20 protein-coding genes and 2 tRNA genes are annotated in these 19140 nt (G+C 58.4%); 12 read left to right on the top strand and 10 right to left on the bottom strand.

Annotated features, from left to right (window positions below; genetic code table 11):
- Positions 1–226: 226 nt before the first annotated feature.
- A complete protein-coding gene (gene cspE, locus FBAL_RS08245) occupies positions 227–436 on the top strand; it encodes a transcription antiterminator/RNA stability regulator CspE (RefSeq protein WP_013345137.1) in 210 nt (69 codons plus the stop codon).
- 71 nt (positions 437–507) lie between these two features.
- Here cspE and FBAL_RS08240 read toward each other — a convergent pair whose 3' ends face one another.
- Complete coding sequence (locus FBAL_RS08240; RefSeq protein ID WP_013345136.1) at positions 508–1002, bottom strand: ATP-dependent zinc protease family protein; 495 nt, start codon at positions 1000–1002, stop codon at positions 508–510.
- Between the two features lie 118 nt (positions 1003–1120).
- Entirely contained in the window at positions 1121–1477 is a 357-nt protein-coding gene (locus FBAL_RS08235) for a hypothetical protein (protein WP_013345135.1), read from the bottom strand.
- Positions 1478–1680: 203 nt separating this feature from the next.
- Here FBAL_RS08235 and yfcE point away from each other — a divergent pair, with 203 nt between their 5' ends.
- On the top strand, positions 1681–2226 hold the full coding sequence (yfcE, locus tag FBAL_RS08230) for a phosphodiesterase (RefSeq protein ID WP_013345134.1): 546 nt from the start codon (positions 1681–1683) through the stop codon (positions 2224–2226).
- Positions 2223–2801 (top strand): VOC family protein, encoded by a 579-nt coding sequence (locus FBAL_RS08225; protein ID WP_013345133.1) that lies wholly within the window; start codon positions 2223–2225, stop codon positions 2799–2801. Before yfcE ends, FBAL_RS08225 begins: the two co-directional genes overlap by 4 nt.
- On the opposite strand, the gene FBAL_RS08220 is transcribed toward FBAL_RS08225, so the two are convergent.
- Positions 2780–3919, bottom strand: a complete 1140-nt coding sequence (locus tag FBAL_RS08220) for a MalY/PatB family protein (protein WP_013345132.1) — start codon at positions 3917–3919, stop codon at positions 2780–2782. The two genes, FBAL_RS08225 and FBAL_RS08220, sit on opposite strands and share 22 nt — an antisense overlap.
- A 129-nt stretch (positions 3920–4048) precedes the next feature.
- Here FBAL_RS08220 and FBAL_RS19915 point away from each other — a divergent pair, with 129 nt between their 5' ends.
- On the top strand, positions 4049–4183 hold the full coding sequence (locus FBAL_RS19915) for a DUF3149 domain-containing protein (RefSeq protein ID WP_013345131.1): 135 nt from the start codon (positions 4049–4051) through the stop codon (positions 4181–4183).
- Here the strand turns inward: FBAL_RS19915 and FBAL_RS08215 are convergent, their stop codons facing one another.
- Positions 4184–5008 (bottom strand): M23 family metallopeptidase, encoded by an 825-nt coding sequence (locus tag FBAL_RS08215; protein WP_013345130.1) that lies wholly within the window; start codon positions 5006–5008, stop codon positions 4184–4186.
- Between the two features lie 85 nt (positions 5009–5093).
- Here FBAL_RS08215 and FBAL_RS08210 point away from each other — a divergent pair, with 85 nt between their 5' ends.
- Positions 5094–6440: a dihydroorotase gene (locus FBAL_RS08210; protein WP_013345129.1), complete on the top strand. Its 1347-nt coding sequence runs from the start codon at positions 5094–5096 to the stop codon at positions 6438–6440.
- 50 nt (positions 6441–6490) lie between these two features.
- On the opposite strand, the gene FBAL_RS08205 is transcribed toward FBAL_RS08210, so the two are convergent.
- The 6 genes from FBAL_RS08205 to yejK all read right to left on the bottom strand — a co-directional run bounded on the left by FBAL_RS08205 (position 6491) and on the right by yejK (position 12101).
- Entirely contained in the window at positions 6491–7522 is a 1032-nt protein-coding gene (locus FBAL_RS08205) for a LytTR family DNA-binding domain-containing protein (RefSeq protein WP_171814257.1), read from the bottom strand.
- Positions 7523–7843: 321 nt separating this feature from the next.
- Positions 7844–8587, bottom strand: a complete 744-nt coding sequence (locus FBAL_RS08200) for a M48 family metallopeptidase (RefSeq protein WP_013345127.1) — start codon at positions 8585–8587, stop codon at positions 7844–7846.
- Positions 8584–9033, bottom strand: coding sequence for a YbjQ family protein (locus tag FBAL_RS08195; protein WP_013345126.1), 450 nt, complete (start codon positions 9031–9033; stop codon positions 8584–8586). The genes FBAL_RS08200 and FBAL_RS08195 overlap by 4 nt, the downstream gene beginning before the upstream one ends.
- Before the next feature lie 3 nt (positions 9034–9036).
- On the bottom strand, positions 9037–9351 hold the full coding sequence (locus FBAL_RS08190) for a YbjQ family protein (RefSeq protein ID WP_041251605.1): 315 nt from the start codon (positions 9349–9351) through the stop codon (positions 9037–9039).
- 114 nt (positions 9352–9465) lie between these two features.
- Positions 9466–10782, bottom strand: coding sequence for a YjiH family protein (locus FBAL_RS08185; RefSeq protein ID WP_049779644.1), 1317 nt, complete (start codon positions 10780–10782; stop codon positions 9466–9468).
- 266 nt (positions 10783–11048) lie between these two features.
- Entirely contained in the window at positions 11049–12101 is a 1053-nt protein-coding gene (gene yejK / locus FBAL_RS08180; protein WP_013345123.1) for a nucleoid-associated protein YejK, read from the bottom strand.
- Between the two features lie 180 nt (positions 12102–12281).
- On the opposite strand from yejK, the gene FBAL_RS08175 reads away from it, so the two are divergent.
- The 7 genes from FBAL_RS08175 to FBAL_RS08145 all read left to right on the top strand — a co-directional run bounded on the left by FBAL_RS08175 (position 12282) and on the right by FBAL_RS08145 (position 19030).
- Positions 12282–12509: a YejL family protein gene (locus tag FBAL_RS08175; protein ID WP_013345122.1), complete on the top strand. Its 228-nt coding sequence runs from the start codon at positions 12282–12284 to the stop codon at positions 12507–12509.
- 77 nt (positions 12510–12586) lie between these two features.
- A complete protein-coding gene (locus FBAL_RS08170; protein ID WP_013345121.1) occupies positions 12587–14374 on the top strand; it encodes a DUF3413 domain-containing protein in 1788 nt (595 codons plus the stop codon).
- A gap of 83 nt (positions 14375–14457) precedes the next feature.
- Positions 14458–14534, top strand: a tRNA-Pro gene (locus FBAL_RS08165).
- Positions 14535–15099: 565 nt separating this feature from the next.
- On the top strand, positions 15100–17397 hold the full coding sequence (locus FBAL_RS08160) for a penicillin acylase family protein (protein WP_013345120.1): 2298 nt from the start codon (positions 15100–15102) through the stop codon (positions 17395–17397).
- 70 nt (positions 17398–17467) lie between these two features.
- Positions 17468–17773 (top strand): hypothetical protein, encoded by a 306-nt coding sequence (locus tag FBAL_RS08155; protein WP_013345119.1) that lies wholly within the window; start codon positions 17468–17470, stop codon positions 17771–17773.
- 102 nt (positions 17774–17875) lie between these two features.
- A tRNA-Pro gene (locus FBAL_RS08150) sits at positions 17876–17952 on the top strand.
- 841 nt (positions 17953–18793) lie between these two features.
- Entirely contained in the window at positions 18794–19030 is a 237-nt protein-coding gene (locus FBAL_RS08145; RefSeq protein WP_041251231.1) for a hypothetical protein, read from the top strand.
- Positions 19031–19140 lie beyond the last annotated feature (110 nt).

Here is a 19140-nt window from a genome sequence, read left to right as displayed (position 1 = left end):
CGTTTTCAGGCCAATAAAGGGTGTACCCCCGGCCCCGGGGTGCTATAGTGCAGCTTGTTCGGCCCCAGGGCCGAGCATACGCAACAATTTGAAACTGAACACTTCGCTCCATTGCTTTACTGTTAAGTCATGTTGTCTGAAGCGCTCATTGTCCGGATTTACTGCTAAGCTCAGTAGGTTGGGCACAAATTGCGTGTTTAATTTTTTATTTTATTCAGGAGACATCATGTCCAAAGCAACTGGTACCGTGAAGTGGTTCAACGAAGACAAAGGCTTCGGCTTCATCACTCAAGACAACGGCGGCGCTGACGTATTCGTACACTTCCGTGCCATTCAGGGTGACGGTTTCAAAACTCTGGCTGAAGGTCAGCAGGTATCTTTCGATATCGAGCAAGGCCCGAAAGGCCCGCAAGCGGCTAACGTAACCAAGATCTAATTGGTTATTACCCGCGAAGAAAAAGGCGCCAATCGGCGCCTTTTTTGTTGTCTGCTCATCGCAACACCAGACTACTTCTCGTCTGGCAGCTCCACATCCACCAGGTACTCCCCGGCCAGCCAGTTACGGCCGATCAGCAGCTTATAGGTCATGGGACCGCGCTCCTTGAGCGTCACCAGGACACGGCGCTCCTTCCCTTCCGGCCCCACATGCAGCCACACGACGTAACGGTCTTCACTGCCCTGCGAGTTGCGAATGTGCAGCACATCGGCAATCTCGGCTTCAATGCTGGCTTTAGTGCCACTTTCATTGGCCGTATCAAAGCGGATGGATTTCCCAATATTGTCATCCCAATCCTGCAAGTCTCCGCCAATCACCTGCATATTCTCGGCATGGATGGAGGTTTTGGAGGCCCCCGTATCGATCCGGGCCAGGTAACTCAGGTCTGCTTCGACCACGTTGAGTCGGGCCACCGGCCCAATCACGGTCTTGTCCGCTGCCAGTGATGTGCCCGCCAACGGCAGCAACAGTGCCAGTAGCAAAACCTTGCAATAGTGTTTGACCATGGTGAGAAGCCTCTCCTTTTTGAACGGTTTGGCGAATCATTGTAACCAAACTGGCTGTACCGAAAGCGAATGATCAGCCCACTAAAAGCAAAAAACCAGCCGAAGCTGGTTTCTCTGCTTAATGCACCCTGTGCTGCACCGACTGGGCTTTCTGATAGCTGGTGGCCATCGCAACCCCAAGCTTGGCACTGGGCAGTGTCAGTTCCATCTTCTCGTTATAGAACTCAAATACTTCTGCCATCAGTTCAGCCAGCGGCACATCCTCCTCGTCGGAGACCTGCACCGCAATGCCCAGGTCAAAGGCCACCGCCATATTGCAGTCACCCAGGGACTCCAGGCTGTCGGTATCGAGACTGGTCAACATGCACAACCACATCGTGGCCACCAAGTGGCTGGGCAGGTTTTCCTGAGATTCATCGCTGGTCTGACCGTCGAATGGCCCAACCGCTAACTTCGCATCCATACTGTCTTTCATCGACCCTCCCTATCCCGGCTTATCACCGGCGCACTCTTGTTGTGTTGGTGTTATCCGTTTGTGGTGCCATTTCACCCTACACCAGCGAAACGGCCAAAGATAGTGCAATTTACCTCCACTAGCGGGTACGTCAGCGGTCCAGGCTGGCACCCCTCGGCTGCAACCAGTAGACTTATGTCCACTCTCTCGACGATCTCGAAATTATGCTCTTCATCTCCGACATCCACGGTGTCCTGCCGGCGCTGGATCGTGCACTCGATCTCGGTGAGCGCCTGGGCTACCAACAGATCATTGTTCTCGGGGACGTGCTCAACCACGGCCCCCGCAACCCGGTCCTGCCGGGGTACGCCCCCACCGAGGTGGCTGACCGCCTTAACCAGTTTGCGGACCGCATCGTCGCGGTCCGGGGCAATTGCGACAGCGAAGTGGATCAGATGCTGTGCCACTTCCCGTTGATGGCGGAATACAACTGGCTGGTGATGGATGGCCGACGCCTGTGTCTGACCCACGGCCATCGACTCAATCCCGATAACCTGCCCCCATTGCGTGCCGGTGATGGTATTGCCTATGGCCATACCCATGTGCCTGTTGCCGGCTGGCAGGACGGCATCCTTCACTTCAACCCCGGTTCAGTCACCCTGGGCAAAGGCGGCCACAGCGAAAGCCTTGGCCACTTTGATGGTGAGCGATTCCGGGTACTGGATCTCAATGGCCAGGAGCTGGCCAGCACGACATGGAAGCCACAATGACATTCGACAAAATGATGGAAACCCTGCCGGCCTTCGCCGAAAAAGCCAGTAAGCTGGCTGACCGTCTGGGTTTATTACGAGCTGGCCTGGTGGCTGACCACATCGCTCTGCGCATCACTGAGCGCGCTGACGCTGAAGCCCTGCGGGACGACCTGCTCAGCCGTGGCACCCTGCTGTCGGACAAAGAGATTAATGGCCGTCCCATCCTGCTGATTCAGCTGCACACGCCGATGCAGGTGGGCCCCTGGGCCATCGACCTGGTTGAGCTGCCGTTTCCGGATGGCAAGAAGCGCCGTGATGGCTGGGAACACGTTGAGCTGGTGATGCCTTGCGGCGCCACCGATAAGGTTCAGATGCTGGAAGCGGTGAAGCAGATCCCGGCTATGATCGCCAAGTGGCCGGTACTCAAAGATGGCACGCTGGGCATTGAGATCAAAACCAGCTGCCCGAAAGGGGACGATGAGCCGCTGGCCAATCCGACCGTGGCGTTCCGCCACGACGGCATCACCGTCAAAGTTCACCCTCACGACATGCGTGATGTGCTGGGCTTGCGTCAGGCCGAAGCCACGGCCTGAGCCAGACGATCCAGGGCGACCTCCAGTGTCGCCCTGGGGCAGCCAAAGTTGAGGCGGGCAAAGCCCGGCTCCGCACTGAACTCACTGCCGTCAGACAGCCCCACACCAAATGACTCCAGCACCTGCGCCGGCTTATCCCAGCCCAACGCACGGCAATCCAGCCAGGCCAGATACGTGGCTTCCGGCCGCACCAGTCGAATGCCTCCCATCTCAGACAGACGCCGTTCAATCAGCGCCAGGTTGCCCCTGAGGTAATCCAGCATCGCTTCCAGCCAGGGCTCCCCTTCCCGGTATGCCGCCTCTGCCGCCGCCATGGCAATCACATTGCCTGCGGGCACCTGGCCTCTCAGTTGTTGTTTGAGTGCACGTCGGGTTCGCGGGCAACTGACCACCGCGAAAGCAAAAGGCAGCCCCGCCAGGTTAAAGGCCTTACCCGGAGCGATCAGGGTCACCACCTGATCAGCCACCTCCGGACAGAGGCGGGCCAGAGGCCGGTGTCGGGCTCCGGGTGTCAGCAGAATATCGCCATGGATGTCGTCGGAGACCACCCGCAACCCGTGTGCCCGAATGCGTTGCGCCAGTGCCGAACACGCCGACAGGTCAAAGCGACTGCCGATGGGGTTGTGGGGATTGCTGAGCAACAGGGTGTTGGCACCATTGGCGATGGCCTGATCCAGACTGGCCAGGTCCCATTGCCCCTGAGCATCAAGATAAAACGGTGTGGCGGGCAGTTGCAGATTGTCCGCCACCTGAGCCAGAGGGTGGTACAGCGGAGTGGGCCAGGTCAGGTGCACTGGCTGCAGACCATCCAGAGCCCGCACCATCAGGTTGGCCCCGGGAATCACCGCTGGCAGCGCCACCATGTGGGCCCGTGGCACCTGCCAATCCCAACGTCGAGCGAGCCAGGCCTGAGCGGCCTGATAAAGCGATTCCGGCACCGCCGCATAGCCAAACACACCATGCCGGGCTCGCGCATTAATGGCCGCCTGTATCGGTGCCGCCACGGCAAAATCCATGTCGGCCACCCACAGTGGCAGAACATCCCGGCCGGCAAACCGCCCCCACTTGATGGAATCGCTTTGGCCGCGGTCAATCACCCGGTCAAAATCCCAATCCATAGTGACATCCTTATCTCAGGCACCTGCGCCTTTATTGCGCTGGCGCGTTACTCTTTGATCCGGATCATTCGGTTCATTACCGCCATGAGATAGGGTGGCAACAGTGCATTAACAAAGAGGAGTTGCACCATGTCTCATTGGATTGACCTGATCATGGAAAGCCCGGTTGGTTGGATGTCGATGCTGGTGATTTTCGCCACCTGCGGCATCGTGGGTTACATCATCTGGATGTTCTGGACCAAGTCCGCCCAACCGGAGCAGTAACTACTTCGCTGGCATCGGCCCTACCAGTAACGCCGGATCGAGGCGCTCCTGATGCCAGTTCAATCGCCAGTCCAGGTGGGGGCCAGTGACCCGACCGGTCGCCCCTACCTCGGCCACCACTTCACCCTGTTTCACCACCGCACCGGGTTCCACCAACAGCTTATGCAGGTGGATAAAGGTGGAGCTCACTCCATAACCGTGATCGATGATCAGGGTACCACCGGAATAGAACATATCCGGTACCGCCAGGGTGATCACACCATCCGCAGGCGCCACCACCGGTGTGCCCGTCGGAGCCGCCACATCGATGCCAAAATGGGGATTGCGGGGTTCACCGTTATAGAAACGCTGACTGCCGTAGACGCCGGTAATCGGGCCGGTCAGCGGCCAGATAAACGCCTGCTGCCAGTCGGTACGGGTATCAAAGTGCTCCCGCGCAGCCCGGGTCTGACGAGCGTCCTCCTGTGCCCGGGCTACGTCCTTTGGATCCGGCTCCATGATCCGCCGGGCAATGCCTTCGATTCGCTGAATTTTGTATTCGCGCTTCGCCAGTTCCAGCGGGAAATCTTGTTTGCGGCCATCCGCATAGTGCAGCGTCAAGGTGTGCTCCAGCGTTGCATCGCGGCCAAAGCCCATCACAAACTGACCATCCTCGGTAACCGGCAACGGCTGACCGTTCAGCCAGACCTGAACCCCCGGTGAACTTTGCCCCCGAATCAGGCTGCCCTGAGTCAGTTTCCCCTCCAGCTGCAACGGCGGCGTATCCCCCGCCAGCAGGGAAAAGCTAATGAAAAACAGCGTGCTCAGCCAACTCCCACGAACCATCGAACGTCCTCCCCAGATGGGCTTTATTCTCATTTGAGGCTATTATAGAGCGCGACTTTATCCTCACAATAAGACTGAAGTACCCATGACTAGCACTCTGATCACCAATGCCGAGATTTTGAACGAAGGAATCCGTCAACAGGGCGACCTCTTAATCCGTAACGGACGGATTGAGCAGATCGGAGGCCAAATCAGCGCTCCGGCCGACGCCAAGGTGGTGGACGCCGAAGGGAAACTGCTGATCCCTGGCATGATTGACGACCAAGTTCACTTCCGTGAGCCGGGCCTGACCCAAAAAGGCAGCATGGCCACCGAGTCCCGTGCGGCCGTTGCCGGCGGCATCACCAGCTTTATGGAGATGCCGAACGTTAACCCGCAGACCACCAACATCGACGCACTGGAAGCCAAGTATCGCCGTGCCGCCGAAGTGTCTGTGGCCAACTACAGCTTCTATCTGGGCGCCACCAACGACAACCTGGAAGACATCAAGGCGCTGGATCCGAACGCCGCCTGTGGTGTGAAGGTGTTTATGGGTGCCTCCACCGGCAACATGCTGGTGGACAAGGAGGAGATCCTCGACGGCATCTTCGCCAATGCACCGACCCCCATCGCCACCCACTGCGAAGACACCCCCACCATCGCCGCTCTGGAAGCGGCAGCCCGTGCCAAGTACGGCGAAGCGGTACCGATGAAGCTGCACGGTGAGATCCGCTCCCGCGAGGCGTGCATTAAGTCCACCAAGATGGCCATCGCCCTCGCCCGTAAGCACGGCAGCCGCCTGCACGTTCTGCACATCTCTACCGCTGACGAACTGGCACTGTTCGAAGCGGGCAAAACCCTCGACAGCCTGGGTCGCGCCAACATCACCGCAGAAGCCTGTGTGCACCACCTGTACTTCTCCGATGGCGATTACGACCGTCTGGGCGCTCAGATTAAGTGCAACCCGTCCATCAAGACCGAGCGTGACCGTACCGCCATTCTGGATGCCGTACGTCGTGATGTGATTGATATCATCGCCACCGACCACGCGCCGCACACCTGGGAAGAGAAGCAAGGCACCTACTTTAAAGCGCCCTCCGGCGTCCCGCTGGTTCAGCACGCCCTGCTCTCCCTGTTCGAGCATTACCACAATGGCGACCTGAGCCTGGACACCATCGTTCAGAAAACCAGCCACGCCGTGGCCGAGCGCTTTAACCTGAAAGATCGTGGCTACCTGCGCGAAGGTTACTTTGCTGACTTGGCTCTGGTGGACCTGAACCGTCCCTACGCGGTGACCAAGGAAAACCTGCTGTACAAGTGCCAGTGGTCTCCCTTTGTTGGCTCCACCCTGCGCTCCACCATCGCCGGCACCTGGGTCAATGGCCACCATGCTTACGATGGCACCACCGCCACCACCGAGGTGCTGGGTCAGCGCATGATGTTTAATCGCTGAGCCTGACACCATAAAAAAGCCCCCATTCGGGGGCTTTTTTGTTGGCCGACTTATCGTCTTCGGTAGGCGTCAGCCCGGTCAAACCAGTGGCTGTGACTCTCCTCCAGCCCCTGTTTATAGGTGTCACCGACCGGAATGCGGCTCAGGTGGAGGAAAAGCTCAACCCGTCCATTACGTTTACGGCGGGCGCCCTGCACGCGGTCAGGGTTGACCAGATAGGAACGGTGCACCTGAATCAACTCTTTGTGCATGTAGCGGTGCACCATCTTCAGGGGCATCGACAACAGCTCGGTTTTACTGGTATCAGCCCACACCACCTCACAATACTGGTTGGCCCCGACCAGATAGAGAATACGGTGGCACTGTTCATGCAGTCGGCCAAGATAGCCAGCCTGCTGCAGATTGGGAAAAGATTGGCGACAGGCAACCTGAGTCTGTTTCATGTCCTCAAAGCGGCTTTGCATCCAGCACGCCTGCGGCTGCTGTGACGCCAGATAAACCCGCAGTGCGCAGGTCGGTACCGTTTGCCAGCAGAATACCATCGCCCCCCGGATCTCCTCCGGTTTGGGTTCAGCCTGGCCGGGCAGTTGGAACTCTATGCGTTCTACATCCAGCCAGCGGCTGACAAAATCGGCACACAAGCGGGCCTGCTCATGGGGTTGGTGAATGCGGATAAGCTGTGCTTCCAGCGCACTGAGTTCATACTCGAAGCGCCGTTCAATGCCCTGAATGATCAACGCCCAAATTAATGAGCTTTGCCCCTCGTCGGCCTGTTCCGGCAGACAGAGTATCTGACTGCCGGGCAGTCGCTTCTCTTCAACGGCTTTCTCAAGCACCTGTCGGGTGCCGTTACTGCGGGAAGCCCGGGTGACCACCAATACCTGGTTAAGGTCCGCCTGAGCCATGCGCGCCGTCAGGGTTTCGGCGTCATCAATGCGAACGCATGGCCAGTAGGCTGCCAACCCCGGGTGTGCCGCCGGGAGATCGAGCAACCAGATGGTCAAGGGGGCCGGGCGTAACGCCCTCTGGGGCCACTGCCACAAGCAAGGGGCGTCGTACAGATGGTATGCCAATTTGGTCATGTAATGGATTCCCTCCAGAGCGGGCCGCAGCATCATTGCCAGGCCTGAAGGTGCGGGAGCGATTTGATCCCTCCTGACACCGGTGACGACTTCAGTTATTGTCGGTATTGCAGTCGAGTTAAGAGCTTTTTGCCCGAAAAACCGCAACATACCAGATCTTTTAACATCCAGACGCCCACTCACCAGCAGCAAATGCCACAAAACCGAGCTAACTGGTGCGACCAACTTAAAGGAAAGCCCCATCCCCTTGAAACAACAAGGGAGTAAGGTAGTTGTATCCCGCAACTTAAGCCTGAGTAAGCTGGGGAGCCAAGGAGTGATTCAGTGACGTCGTCGAAACGACTCCAGTTGCTGTAAACGCGCTTCCGTATCGGGATGAGTCATGAGCCAATCGCCCAGCGCGCTGTCTTGACTCAGCAATTCGAACACTTGCTCCACCCCTTCTGTGTCGCCATAAAGGCGCTTTACCGTCTCCATCGCCCGACGATCCGCTTCCAGTTCCTGACTGCGACTGAAGCCCAGCTGGGTGGCCATCACCCCCAGTTCCAGCATCTTGCTGTCATTGCCTGACAGTGCGGCCAGTGACAGAGCGACCAGACTCTGGCTCAGTAACATCTGCATTGGGTCTCGGTGCCTAACGTGAGCCAGCTCATGGGCCAGCACAAAGGCCACCGCCGCATCATTGTCGAGCTGCTCAACCAACCCTTGGTAGATCAGCAGCTCGCCGCCAAGGCCCGCCATCGCATTCAGCGTTTCCCCCCGGGCAACCGTGAGGCGCACTGACAGCCCCTGCGGCAGAGGGTCAGCGACCAGTACTTGTTCAAACAGCAAGTGCACCGGTTTACCGTCCGCCTCGTCCACGGCCAATTCTGACCAATCCAGGCGCAACGGCGCCTCCCAGCTGAACGGGACAAAACGCGCCAGGGTGTGGCCAGCGAACACCAGTGCCAGGGTGAGCAACACCACCAGCAACAGCGCCACCATACCCAGACCCAAAAACTCGGCCAGGGGGTGGTTGTCAGAGACGTTGTTCTCCGGTGGTATCCGGTTTTGAAACTGGCTCATCCGCGTTGAATCACGGCCGTGCCATAGGCATAGACTTCGACGGAGACCTGCTGATTGCCGGCGCCCTTGCTGATTGACGCGGTTTCCAGCCGCACATTAAAGATGGCGCTGGCCCCCAGGCGCTGCGCCTCAGTTTTCATCCGCAGAATCGACTCACGGCGGGCGCGCTCAACCAGCGACTCATAGGCTCCGATGCGCCCACCAAACAGACTGCGAAGCGCCGCCGCCATCACCTTGAAGTAATCCACGGCCACCACGGTGTTGCCGCCAACCAGCCGCACTTCGCAGGGCTGAAAGGCTTGCGGCACTCGCTTATCGGAGAACACCAGCAGCGGTTGTAACTCCGCTTCCCGGCGCCGTATCGATTCAAAATGGCGCAGCTCGGCGTAGCGACCGAACAGGTAGCCAATCACCAGCAGTCCAAAGGTTATCAGTAGTGCGGTCATCGCTTACTCCACCACCACGGCGGTGCCGTAGGCAAACAGCTCCGCGGCGCCGGAGGTGACCGAAGAGGTTGAAAAGCGCACATTGATCACCGCATTAGCGCCGATGGCCTGAGCCTGCTCAATCATGCGGCCAACCGCTTCCTCACGGGCCTCATTCAGCAGTTCGGTATAGCCTTTGAGCTCGCCGCCTACGATGTTTTTCAGGCCCGCCATCAGGTCACGGCCCACGTGCTTAGCCCGCACCGTATTGCCCTGCACCAGACCGAGGTGCTGGGTGATGGTTTTTCCGGGAATGGTTTCGATATTGGTGATGATCAGCTCCACAACGCCGTCCTGTTTATGGGAAAAAAACCAACATAACAGAGCGTTGGGTAGCAAAAAAGGCACAAAAAAGCCGGGCACTTGCCCGGCTTTTGCCTGCTCCCAAAGGGATTAGAAAATCAGGTGGGCCATACCCGCGATAACCGGCAGTGCCACCAGGGTACGCAGCAGGAAGATGAGGAACAGCTCCCACAGCTTCACCGGCACCTTGGAACCCAGCAGCAGAGCACCGATTTCAGACATGTAGATCAGCTGGGTCACAGACAGTGCAGCAATCACAAAGCGGGTCATCTCGCTGTTGATGCCTTCCGCCAGGATGGCCGGCAGGAACATGTCGGCAAAACCCACCACCATGGTCTGGCTGGCTGCGGCCGCATCCGGGATCTGCAGCAGTTCCAGCAGCGGCACAAACGGGGTGCCCAGGATGCTGAACAGCGGGGTGTATTCCGCCACCATCAGGCCAGCCGTACCAATCGCCATCACCACCGGCAGTACGCCCAGGATCATATCGGTGGCGTTGTGTACCCCTTCGCGGACCACATCACCGGCGTTCTTCACCTGGCTGGCGCGGGCCAGAGCCAGCTTGTAGCCGTAGCTCAGGGTGGTTTCACCGGCCGGGATCACCTCTTCGTCACCGGTGCGAGCTTTACCGTTTACGAACAGGTCTTTCTTATTGGACAGCGGCGGCAGACGGGGCACCACAATGGCCACCACGATACCGGCCAGACACACAGTACCAAAGAACGGCAGGAAGTACGCTTCCAGACCCACGGTACCGATCACCACCAGAGAGAAGGTGATGGACACGATGGAGAAGGTGGTGCCGATTACCGCAGCTTCACGCTCGGTATAGTGGCCCTGCTCATACTGCTTGGAGGTCATCAGGACACCGACGGAACCGTCGCCTACCCAGGAAGCAAAACAGTCAACCGCAGAGCGGCCGGGCAGATTAAACACCGGACGCATCAGCTTGGTCATGGTGGTGCCCACCATCTCCAGCAGGCCAAAGTTCACCAGCAGCGGCAGGAACAGGCCAGCAAACAGGAATACGCAGAACAGCAGCGGTGCCAGGTCATTCAATACCAGGCCACCGGTATTTCCAGAGTGGATCGCTTCCGGCCCCACGGCAAAGAAGGTCAGTACCACGAACACCGCACCAACAACGCGGGTTACCGCCCAGGCCGGAGTCACATTGAACAGACTGTTCATAAAGGGGTGATTGACGATGACACCAGGCTTGATCAGCTTGGTAACCAGGGTCATGACGGCGGAGAACACGATAACGGTGGTTACCAGAGTCACGCCAAAGCTGTCCAGTTGACCCAGCAGGCCCTTGGCCAGCACCGCCACGGGAATGGTCAGGGAGCCGTTCACCGAAACCGGAGTCATAAACAGGAATACGCCAATCAGAGATGGCAGGAGGAACATCAACAGGTTCCGGGTGGACTTAACGTCCTGGAGTTCTAAAGTCTGCTCGCTATTCACGGCTTCGACCCTCTTATCGTACTTCTGGGTTTGGGGGTTCGCCTCATTCACATGAATGAATATTCAATGTGAGTGGTTGACGGGGCACAGAGTACCCCTAACCATCAGGATTGGAAACCCCCTCACCCAGACAAAAATGCGATGAAGGTCACATATATTTATTCACCCAAAGCGGGTAGCCATTCACTCGCGGCGGGTTCGAACAAAACTTAGTCGTCCTTTTCACCCGCCAGGCGGCGTTTCAGCTGATCCAGCAGGTTCGGCGGCACACCGTGAATGGTCAGAGTGTCGCGTACCGGATCCCACTGAACCCGCTCACCCAGATGCTGTGCATCAAAACTCACTGAGACACCACCACCGGTGCCACTGAATTTTTTCAGTGCGCGCAAGGTGGATTGGTCCGCCGGGAAGGTCTCTTCCAGGTCGTAGGCGCCATTGGAGGTGAATTGATAAAACGCGTCGAGGCCCTGATCGGCCAGCTCATCAGACACGTCTTTAAGCTGGATCGGCTCGCCCACAGCCACCTGGCTTTTGCAGTAATCGAATACCGCGTCACGGGCCTGCTGGCGCTCGCCTTTATCCAGCTCGGTGTCGGCAACGAAATCTTCTACCGCCTTCATCAGTTGCTGGTTCTGCGCCTTAGCGTTCACCCCTTCGACGCACCCCATAAAGTCGAGGAAGAAATCCGCCACCTTGCGACCAGCCCGGCCCTTTACAAAGGTCAGGTACTTTTTGGAGGTGGGGTCCGCCTGCCACTCAGTCAGGTCGATGCGGGCTGCCAGCTGCAGATTGCTCAGGTCCAGGTGTTCACTGCCCTGCACTTCCATCTCGTCAGACACCGATACCGAAGGCTTGGGAGAGAGCAGTGCAACGAACAGGTAATCGGACGCCACATGGTTGTAGGCCGCCATCAGCAGGTAGCCACCAGTGGCAAAGTCGTACTTACCCAGCTCCTGACCCAGCAACTGGCCAGCCTCAGCGGAGAACTCAACGAACCCTTTCTCACCGGCCCGCCAGGCGATCAGGGCTTCGCGGAACGCGTCATTGGTGTCACCCATCGGTTCACCATCGTCACCCAGTGGCGCACCGAAGTGGCCGTAGCCCTTGCCCGCTTTGGCGGTGTAGAGGCGGTGCAACTCGCCGACGAGGTCATCGAGCGCGTTGGAATGACTGAGGGGTTGAGGGCGCAGTTTGCACTGCAGTTGGCCATCTTCAGAGCGGATCACCGCGTGCAGAATGGCTTGATCGATCTTAAGGCTCATAATCACCACGAACGAGGAGGGCACAAAGCCACCTATTATAAGAGGGGTAAGCCAAAGGGCACCCCCCTTTTTTCGATAGGTGATAGCGATATCTGCAAGAGATTCGGGTACAATCCCGCGCCGGTTCGGCCCCTCCTAAGTGTCGGGCCCCCACCCATTACCACGTAACAGGACTCCCCCATGGCTATCGTTTCCAAATACAGCAATGAACAGGTTGAAGAGCTGCTGCACGAGCTGCTGCTGGTGCTGGAAAAGCGCAAGACCCCAACCGACCTGGCTTTGATGGCTCTGGGCAACGCCGCCACCGTACTGATCAACAGCAAGGTCAGCCCGGCGGTTCGCGGCCCCATCGCCGAACAGTTCGCTGAAGCGCTGAAAGCCTCAGTAAACGGTCGTTCGGACGCCTAACCAGCTGAAATTCTTGGCTGGAATTGTCGTTTCTTTCACCGTAGGATAAACAGCACAATCGGGCGCCGAGCCACCGCATGCACGCACAAGAACAACAGAAGGACAAAGTGTCACAGCTGGTGCTGTGGGGACACTGGTTTACCTTTTTCAACATGATCCTGGCGATGCTGATCGCCACCCGCTATATCGCCACCGAAGGCTGGCCAGAGACTCTGCTTGGGCAGGGCTACCTGCTGACCAACCTGGTGGGCCATTTCGCCTTCCTTGGCTTCGCGGTGTATCTGTTGACTCTGTTCCCGGTCACCTTGTTGTTGCCCTTCTCCCGCATCTTGCGCGGCTACGCTGCGGTGGTGGCCACGCTTGGCCAAAGCGCCCTGCTGTTCGATACGCTGGTCTTTGACCACTATCGTCTTCACCTCAATCCTTTTGTTCTCGATGTCGCCGCCAGTGACTTGCTGGCACTGCTGAACACACCTCTGCTGGTCGCGGGCCCACTGCTGCTGTTTGCCCTGCAACTGGTGTTGGCCAATGGCCTGTGGAAGCGACTTCATCGGGTACGGCGGCGCAAGCTGGGCACCAAGGTGGTCGGCACCCTGATGACCTGCTTCTTCGCCACCCATTTCGTCCATGTCTGGGCCGATGCCACGGTGTATCGCCCGATCACTCAGCAGGACGACATGTTCCCGCTGCACTACCCGGCCACGGCCAAGAGCTTTATGACCCGTCAGGGCCTGGTGGATGAAGACAGCCTGGCCAAAGCTGAGCGCAGCGCGGCCCCCACCCGGCAACTGAGTTATCCGTTGTCGGCGATGCAGTGCCACCCGAGAACCACCCCCAATATTCTGCTGGTGGCCGTCGATGCCTGGCGCGCTGACATGGTCGACCAACAGACCATGCCCAAGTTGCTTGAACTGGCCCAAAGCAGCCATTGGTTCCCACGCCATTTCAGTGGTGGCAACCAATACCATAGTGGTCTCTACAGCTTGCTGTACGGGATGCTTCCCGCCTATGAAGTGTCTCTGAATGCCGATAAGAAAACACCGGTCCTGATTGACCAACTGGCCGAGCAGGGCTACGACTTCTCACTGTTTGGTGACCCCAACCTGCCCAATAGCCGCAGTGTCAGTGCCATGCTGGCCCCGTTCCACGTTGCCCCGCTGCAGGACGAAAACAACCCGGCCCAGCAGGACAGCAGTACCACCGACGAAGTATTGGACTTACTGGCAAACGCCAATGGCCCGCAGTTTGCGTTGGTGACCTACCACGCACCGGCCTACTACAGCACTCCGGTTGGTTCCGTAGGCATTCCCAGTGTTCAGGCTGATCCAAAGCTCAACTACGCCGAGCGGGTTCTGTATAACCAATACCGCCAGTCGTTGCACTTCCTTGACGGCGAGTTGAACCGACTGCTCAGCGGCGTCAGCGACGATACTCTGGTGATCCTTACCGGTACCCATGGCCAGGTCTTTACCACTGACGCCAGCGTGCAGCGAAACTTCTCGGCGGGGGCCACTCAGGTGCCGATGTTGATCCGCTTCCCCGGTGACGGCGCGTGGACCGCAACCCACCAAACCAGCCATTACGGCCTGGTTGGCAGTCTGATGACCCGCCTGATGGGCTGCGAGAACCCCACCAGCGACTACAGCCTCGGCGATAACCTTTACCAACCGCCGGTCAACCCGTTCCTGGTGATGGGCAGTGACCGCAACTTTGCGATCCGCACCAATAAATCCATCACCGTGATCGACAAGCACGGGGAGTACCGGGTCTACTCGCCCGAGTACAAGCGACGCCGGGATGCCGGCCTGGATGTGCAGGTCCTGCTTGGGGTTATGGAAGAAGGTCGGCGATTCCTTGCCCGTTAAGACCGGGATTGCGCAAAGATGCAGCGCTTAAACCGCGCTGCCCTTGCAATTGGCGGGGATAACCGTATTATGGCCTCCGTTGTCGGCCAGTAGCGCAGCCTGGTAGCGCACCGTCATGGGGTGTCGGGGGTCGGAGGTTCAAATCCTCTCTGGCCGACCATTTTTAGAAAAAGCCTGATTCGAAAGAGTCAGGCTTTTTTGCTTTCCGCCCCCTTAAAACGCCGTTGGCGTTTGGGGTCGGACCGAGCGTCGGACCGGGTTAAATCCTCTCTGGCCGACCATTTTTAGAAAAAGCCTGAGGCTAGGCGCCCCCTTCGAAAGAGTCAGGCTTTTTTGCTTTCCGCCCCCTTAAAACGCCGTTGGCGTTTGGGGTCGGACCGAGCGTCGGACCGGGTCAAATCCTCTCTGGCCGACCATTTTTAAGAGAAAAGCGCTAACCGAACGGTTGGCGCTTTTTCGTTTGCTGCCCAATCAAACATCGCAGCACTGGGTCTTCTTGCACGCGTCCCGGCACCGATTAACAGGCAAAAAAATCCCCCGCACAGGCGGGGGCACTGGTTGCCAACGGGTGGTTGGGATACCTGACCCGTGCTTACAAAGCTAGTTGTCCCATGAACCCGGGTCAATCTGTTATCTGAGCAAATCGTTTCTAAATGTGATGATCTGTCCTCTGGGATTCGGTTGGCGCAATGGTTAACCTATCGTGAACAGATAAAGGAGAGACCATGAACCGATGGATTGGCGTCGTGGCACTGTGTGCCGGGGCGGCTGCGGTGGCCACCTGGGCCGGCATTACCCACCAACAACCCGAATATCAGGGCAGCAACACCCTGCCCGGACTGCAAGCGCCGGTGTCGGTCAAGTTTGACGAGTTTGGCGTACCCACGATTGAGGCAGCGCAAGACCAGGACGCACTGCGGGCGCTGGGGTGGTTACATGCTCAGGAGCGTCTGTTCCAGATGGACCTGCTGCGCCGGGTCGGCAAAGGGGAAGTCGCCGCTCTGCTTGGTGCACCAGGCTTGCCGACCGACCGGCTTTTCCGCACTCTGGGTACCCGCCACTGGGCCCAGGTCCAGGTCAGCCAGATGGAAGCCTCCGAACCGGAACTGACCGAATGGGTCGATGCCTACTATCAGGGGGTCAATCAGGCCATTGCCACCCTGCCTGCACCAATGGAATACCGCCTGCTGGGTCTGCAGCCTGAGCCCTTCTCCCGGGTCGACGCCTTTGCCACGCTGAGCTATATGGCCCACAGCTTTACCAGTGCCTTTAAGCAAGACCCCTTGCTAACCGCCCTGGTGGCCAAGCTCGACCCCATCTACCACCCGGCTCTGGTCAGTGGTTGGCCCGATGACTACCCCGCCCAGTTAACCGATCAGGAGCTGACCGCCTGGCAGGACGCCGCCGCCACTCTGGACCAACGCCTGCCATTAGGCACCCTGCAGGGCTCTAACGGTTGGGTGATCAGCCCTCAACGCAGTGCCAGTGGCGCGCCCCTGTTTGCCAATGACCCCCATATCGCGTTTTCCACCCCTCAGGTGTGGTACGAAGCTCAACTGCACACCCCAAATCGTCAGCTCTACGGCTACTACCTGCCCGGGCTGCCGTTGCCCCTGCTGGGACGGACACCGGAGCGGGTATGGGGGTTAACCATGTTGCTCAACGACGATGCTGACCTCTATCGTCTGACACCCGCAGGAGAAGGCTACCAATTCGATGATCAGCCGCGCCCCTACACCGCCCACGTCGAAACCATCCACATCAGTGATGGCACCACCGAGACCCTGACCGTGCGCCAGAGTCTGCACGGTCCCCGTGTTGACGCCGTGCTGAACCTGCCGGAGCCGACGGCACTGCAGTGGACTTTCACAGAACCACGAAACCGACCGTTAACCGGCCTCTATCAACTGCTGCAAAGCGAAGATATGGCCAGCTTTGAGGCGGCGCTGGAGCCCATCTGGTCGCCCGGTGTGAACGTCCTGTATGGCGATACCGAGGGCAATATTGCCAAGTGGGCGGTTGCCCGTTACCTACAGCGCGCTCCGGGCGTCAGTGGTGCATTGGTGCTGGATGGCAGCATCAGCGCCACACTTCCTCTGGGGTACCACCCTTACAGCGACAACCCTCGCTACATCAATCCGCCATCCGGCATCGTCTTTTCCGCCAACCACCCCTATGGCGGACCCTGGCAATCACTGGAGCGGGCCGGATACTACGCGCCGACGTTCCGCCCCGCCCTGCTGGAGCAAGCGCTTTCAGCCCAGCCGATCTGGCAACTGGATCAGCTTAAAGCGGTACAAACCGACTCCCGCAATGGCCGTGCCGAGCAGCTTAAAGCGTTGTTGTTGGATACGGTTGAGCCCGGACCGGAGCGTGACCTGCTGGCCCGTTGGGATGGCCGCTACCACCCCCAAAGTGCCGCTCCCACCTTGATTGAAGCGGTCTACCAGTCCCTGCTTCGTACTGTGCTGGAAGATGAACTGGGGGCCGAGCGTTTCGAAGCGCTGCAGCGCCAATCACTGGTGGATCGCATAATGGCGGAGCTGCTGCATGACCCCCACTCTCCGTGGTGGGATCACACCGGCACCGCCACCGCTGAACGGCGTCAGGACATACTTCGCGCCGCCTGGGCCGATGCACTGGCCGCTCTGCCCCAACCCATCCCGCTGTGGGAAAATCAGGGCCAGATGCGCCATCGCCATCCATTAGGTGAGGTGCCCGCCCTCGCCGCCTTGTTCGAGGGACCGGGGTTGGCCATCACAGGCTCAAAGCGCGCCATCAACAACATGGCCTATCGCTACGGGGAGACCCATCCCATCGCGACCTTTGGCCCATCAACCCGCCGCCTGGTCGACCTGGCCGAGCCCTTTAAGGGCCATGCCATCTCGCCATTGGGGCAAAGTGGCATTCCATTTTCTCCCCATTTTGCTGACCAGGCCGAAGCCTACGCCAAGGGGGATTACCGTCGAACCGAGCTTCGCGCCATTGAGGGCGAACCCGACATTCGTTTTCACCCACAATAAAATTCATTTGAATGGGAATGCTTCTTATTTAGAATGATGCCAGTATGGTTGATTTGCTCTGGAGCAGACGATGTCAAAAGCAGTAAAGGCCCAGAAGAAGCGTGACAAGAAAACCGCTAAAGCTGTGACCAAGGCGCTGAAAAAAGCGTTGAAGGAGCAACAGGCGCTGCCGGAGCTCAGCAAGAAACAACGTGAGTCGTTGGCTCAGAACTGGGTCGCCGAGTTATTGAAGGAGGGTAAAGCGCCGGTCTTTACTCTCTTTCCCGGCACCCCTGACGTGATGACGCCCCTTAAGCGGCGTCCCTGTAAAGGCTGCCCAGCCCTGGAAGGACGTGCCTGCAAATGTGCCATGAAGCGCATGAAGAAGTCCGCATAAGTCGACGGAATAACCGATTTGCGCAAACGCTAAGCAAACGATTTATCAGAAGAAAAAAGCCCTTGCATCCCCGGCTCAAGGGCATAAACTAAGCCTCGTTTTCGGCCAGTAGCGCAGCCTGGTAGCGCACCGTCATGGGGTGTCGGGGGTCGGAGGTTCAAATCCTCTCTGGCCGACCAAATCATCCTAAGAAGCCCGTCTCGAAAGAGATGGGCTTTTTTGCCTCTTCGCCCCCGTAAAACGCCGTTGGCGTTTGGGGTCGGACCGAGCGTCGGACCGGGTCAAATCCGCTCTGGCCGACCAAATCATCCTAAAAAGCCCGTCTCGAAAGAGATGGGCTTTTTGCTTCTCCGCCCCCTCAAAACGCCGTTGGCGTTTGGGGTCGGACCGAGCGTCGGACCGGGTCAAATCCGCTCTGGCCGACCAAATTACCCTAAAAAGCCCGTCTCGAAAGAGATGGGCTTTTTTGCCTCTTCGCCCCCGTAAAACGCCGTTGGCGTTTGGGGTCGGACCGAGCGTCGGACCGGGTCAAATCCGCTCTGGCCGACCAAATCATCCTAAGAAGCCCTAACCGTCAGGTTGGGGCTTTTTTGCCTCTCCGCCCCCGTAAAACGCCATTGGCGTTTGGGGTCGGACCGAGCGTCGGACCGGGTTAAATCCGCTCTGGCCGACCAAATCATCCTAAGAAGCCCGTCTCGAAAGAGATGAGCTTTTGCATCGTCTCCCCCGTCGGCACAGCGCTCGCTCATGGCTCTACAGGCAATGGCGTTTCGACCTCCGCCAGGGATAGGAGGTGACGACGAGCACCAAGGCGCGACCAACCTCTCAACCTGAAGAACTTTCCCCCACCTTGCACAGCCGAGTTTGATCGAGCTCACTGTTGTTAACATCATTGAACGTTATTACCTCAGTATCACAACAAGATGGCCGCTCTATCAGGGTGGAGGTGAAGCGATGAAAACACTGCTGTCTATGGCTTGCGTTTCGTTACTGAGCGGATGCTCGCTATCAATCTGGAGCATGGAAACCATCCAAAGCTGGAGCGACGCCCGCCTATGCCAATTTCACACCTATTTCGCCCAACACCAACCGATGCAAACCCTGTCCGGTGAAGAGATCGCCCGTCGCCAGGCGGTGGGCAGCATGAGCCTGAGTGAGAATGAGTGCCAGCGTTTGGGGCGCCATCAACAAGAGGCGCAATCAGCCTACAGTCAGGCTTTCCGGGACAGCAAAGGATTGGACCGCACCCGTCTGTAATGCACCAGAACTCCTCCGCTCATTCATCCACGATGTTACGCTGACCGCCGCGGCGTCAGCCCAAATGTTTCAGGAGCGAGTATCCTTCATTCTATGATGCGTCATCGTGA

This window comes from Ferrimonas balearica DSM 9799 (assembly GCF_000148645.1).
Classification (GTDB): Bacteria; Pseudomonadota; Gammaproteobacteria; order Enterobacterales; family Shewanellaceae; genus Ferrimonas; species Ferrimonas balearica.
This window is presented reverse-complemented; position numbering and strand designations above follow the sequence as displayed.